This window comes from Endozoicomonas sp. ONNA2, assembly GCF_024606365.1.
Taxonomy (GTDB): domain Bacteria; phylum Pseudomonadota; class Gammaproteobacteria; order Pseudomonadales; family Endozoicomonadaceae; genus Endozoicomonas.
Genome location: NZ_JAHHPO010000795.1, coordinates 1 through 2,495, shown reverse-complemented (window position 1 = coordinate 2,495; position 2,495 = coordinate 1). Strand labels below are relative to the sequence as shown.

The following is a 2,495-nucleotide window of genomic DNA, read 5'->3' as shown; positions in this document are numbered from 1 at the left end:
GGCCAGGCAAAAGGTTTGCCAGCCGGTGATGATGGGGATAAAAACCGAGAGATTAATCACCTTTTGTCGTGAAAAATATTCTCACGCACCATGGGCATTTGTCTGGTCGTCTGATGGTGTGTGGGAAGCGGATTCACTGTCGTCAAAAAACAGCGAAAGCCAATATTCTTTGCTTGATATTCGAAGGGTACTGGCCGATATTTCCTTGTTGTGAATTCAGTAACGCCCTGGCAGGTTGCGGGTTCATTAGCGCAATATCGAACACGTTAACAGATTCTGTAAACTACTTATTGGCGCAAGGGAATAGTCACTGTAGTCTGTGATGCTTTTTATCATTAATTCAATAGAGCAGGATAATCAATTTGATTTCGACAGCCAACATCACCATGCAGTTCGGTGACAAACCCTTGTTTGAGGATATATCCGTCAAGTTTGGCGAGGGTAACCGTTACGGACTCATTGGTGCCAACGGTTGTGGTAAATCAACGTTCATGAAAATCCTGGGTGGGGAGCTGGAACCAACGGCTGGCACAGTCAGCAAAGACCCCCATGAACGTATGGCCAAACTGAGTCAGGATCAGTTTGCCTATGAGAACTATACGGTCATCGACACGGTGATTATGGGGCATGCCGAACTCTGGAAAGTAAAAGCCGAACGGGACGCTATTTATGCCAAAGCTGAAATGACAGAAGAAGAAGGTATGCGGGTTGCCGACCTTGAAGTTCAGTTTGGTGAGATGGATGGCTACTCTGCCGAAGCCCGTGCGGGCGAACTGCTGCTGGGGCTGGATATTCCCATTGAACAGCATTATGGGCTAATGAGTGCTGTTGCGCCGGGCTGGAAGCTGCGTGTGCTGCTGGCCCAGGTGCTGTTTGCCGACCCCGAAATCATGCTGTTGGACGAACCCACCAATAACCTGGATATTAATGCCATCCGCTGGCTGGAAGAGATCCTGAAACAGCGTGACTGCACCATGATCATTATCTCCCACGACCGTCACTTCCTGAACAGTGTCTGCACCCATATGGCAGACCTGGATTACGGCAAGCTGCAGGTAATGCCCGGTAATTACGATGAGTATATGACTGCAGCCACCGCTGCCCGGGAGCGCCTGCAGGCCGATAATGCCCGCAAGAAAGCCCAGATTGCCGAGCTGCAGTCCTTTGTCAGCCGCTTTTCTGCCAACGCCTCCAAAGCACGACAGGCGACTTCCAGAGCCCGGCAGATTGATAAGATTCAGCTGGCAGAAATCAAACCTTCCAGCCGCCAGAGTCCGTTTATTCGCTTTGAGCAGGACAAGAAACTGTTCCGCAATGCGCTGGTGGTGGAAAAGCTGAGCCAGGGCTACGAAGAGGATCTTTTCAGCCAGGTAAACCTGATGGTTGAAGTGGGTGAGCGCATTGCCATTATTGGCCAGAACGGTGTCGGTAAAACCACATTGCTACACACATTGGCAGGCAGGATGGCACCGCGTACGGGAACTATTCAGTGGTCAGAAAATGCCAATATTGGTTACTACGCCCAGAATCACAGCGCTGATTTTGAGATGGATATGAATCTGTTCGACTGGATGAGCCAGTGGCTTAATGAAGGCGACGATGAGCAGGTGATTCGTGGCGTGTTGGGCCGGATGCTGTTCTCCCAGGGCGATCTGAAGAAATCCGTACGGGTCATTTCCGGTGGTGAGCAGGGGCGCATGCTGTTTGGTAAACTGATCCAGCAACGGCCTAACATTCTGTTGATGGATGAGCCAACCAACCATATGGATATGGAGTCCATTGAGTCGCTGAACCTGGCGCTGGAAAACTACAAAGGCACCCTGATTTTTGTCTCCCATGACCGTCAGTTTGTCTCATCGCTGGCCACCCGGATCATCGAAATCAGGGATACCGGTATTGTCGACTTCCACGGTAGTTATGATGATTACCTGCGCAGTCAGGGAATTCAGTAGGGAGCCAGGAGGCTGTCCGGGAATAGCGCCCGTCCAGGCGACCCCGTAGCGAGGACAGCCCCTGCAGGAGAATAATAGTGCAACACAGTCAATGGTTGATAACCAATGGGCAGTGATAGGCCGGGTGCCTGGATACACTGACCTCAATATCGAACACTTGTCCAATAGTTTCCGGGGTCAACACCTGACAGGGTCCGCCTTGTGCAGCTATCCGGCCATTGCTGAGGATCACAATTCGGTCAGAATACCGAGCTGCCAGATTCAGGTCGTGCATGATAACCATAACGCCGATACCCTGATCCGCTTCCTGTCTGACCATTTTCAGGGTCAGCTGCTGATGGGCCGGGTCCAGTGCCGATGTGGGTTCATCAAGCAACAGGTAACGTTGGCCATAGGGGGTTTCATCCCGGATCTGAGCCAGTACCCGTGCCATATGCACACGCTGGCGTTCACCACCGGAAAGGGTGGTGTAATGTCGGTCCTTCAGGTGTAAGGAATTGTCTAAAAACAACTTTCCTAATATGGACGGTATTACACAAAAAA

Annotated in this window: 2 protein-coding genes and 1 pseudogene; 2 read left to right on the top strand and 1 reads right to left on the bottom strand. The window is 51.2% G+C overall.

Going from position 1 to position 2,495, the window contains the following annotated elements; translation table 11 throughout:
• Both KDK14_RS14190 and KDK14_RS14185 read left to right on the top strand, forming a co-directional pair.
• On the top strand, window positions 1–214 hold a 214-nt coding region (locus KDK14_RS14190; protein ID WP_257265829.1), incomplete at its 5' end, for a hypothetical protein.
• Window positions 215–362: 148 nt separating this feature from the next.
• Window positions 363–1,952 (top strand): ABC-F family ATPase, encoded by a 1,590-nt coding sequence (locus tag KDK14_RS14185; protein ID WP_257265828.1) that lies wholly within the window; start codon window positions 363–365, stop codon window positions 1,950–1,952.
• An 88-nt stretch (window positions 1,953–2,040) separates the two neighbouring features.
• On the opposite strand, the pseudogene KDK14_RS14180 reads toward KDK14_RS14185, so the two are convergent.
• A pseudogene (locus tag KDK14_RS14180) lies at window positions 2,041–2,495 on the bottom strand (heme ABC transporter ATP-binding protein); the annotation flags it as partial.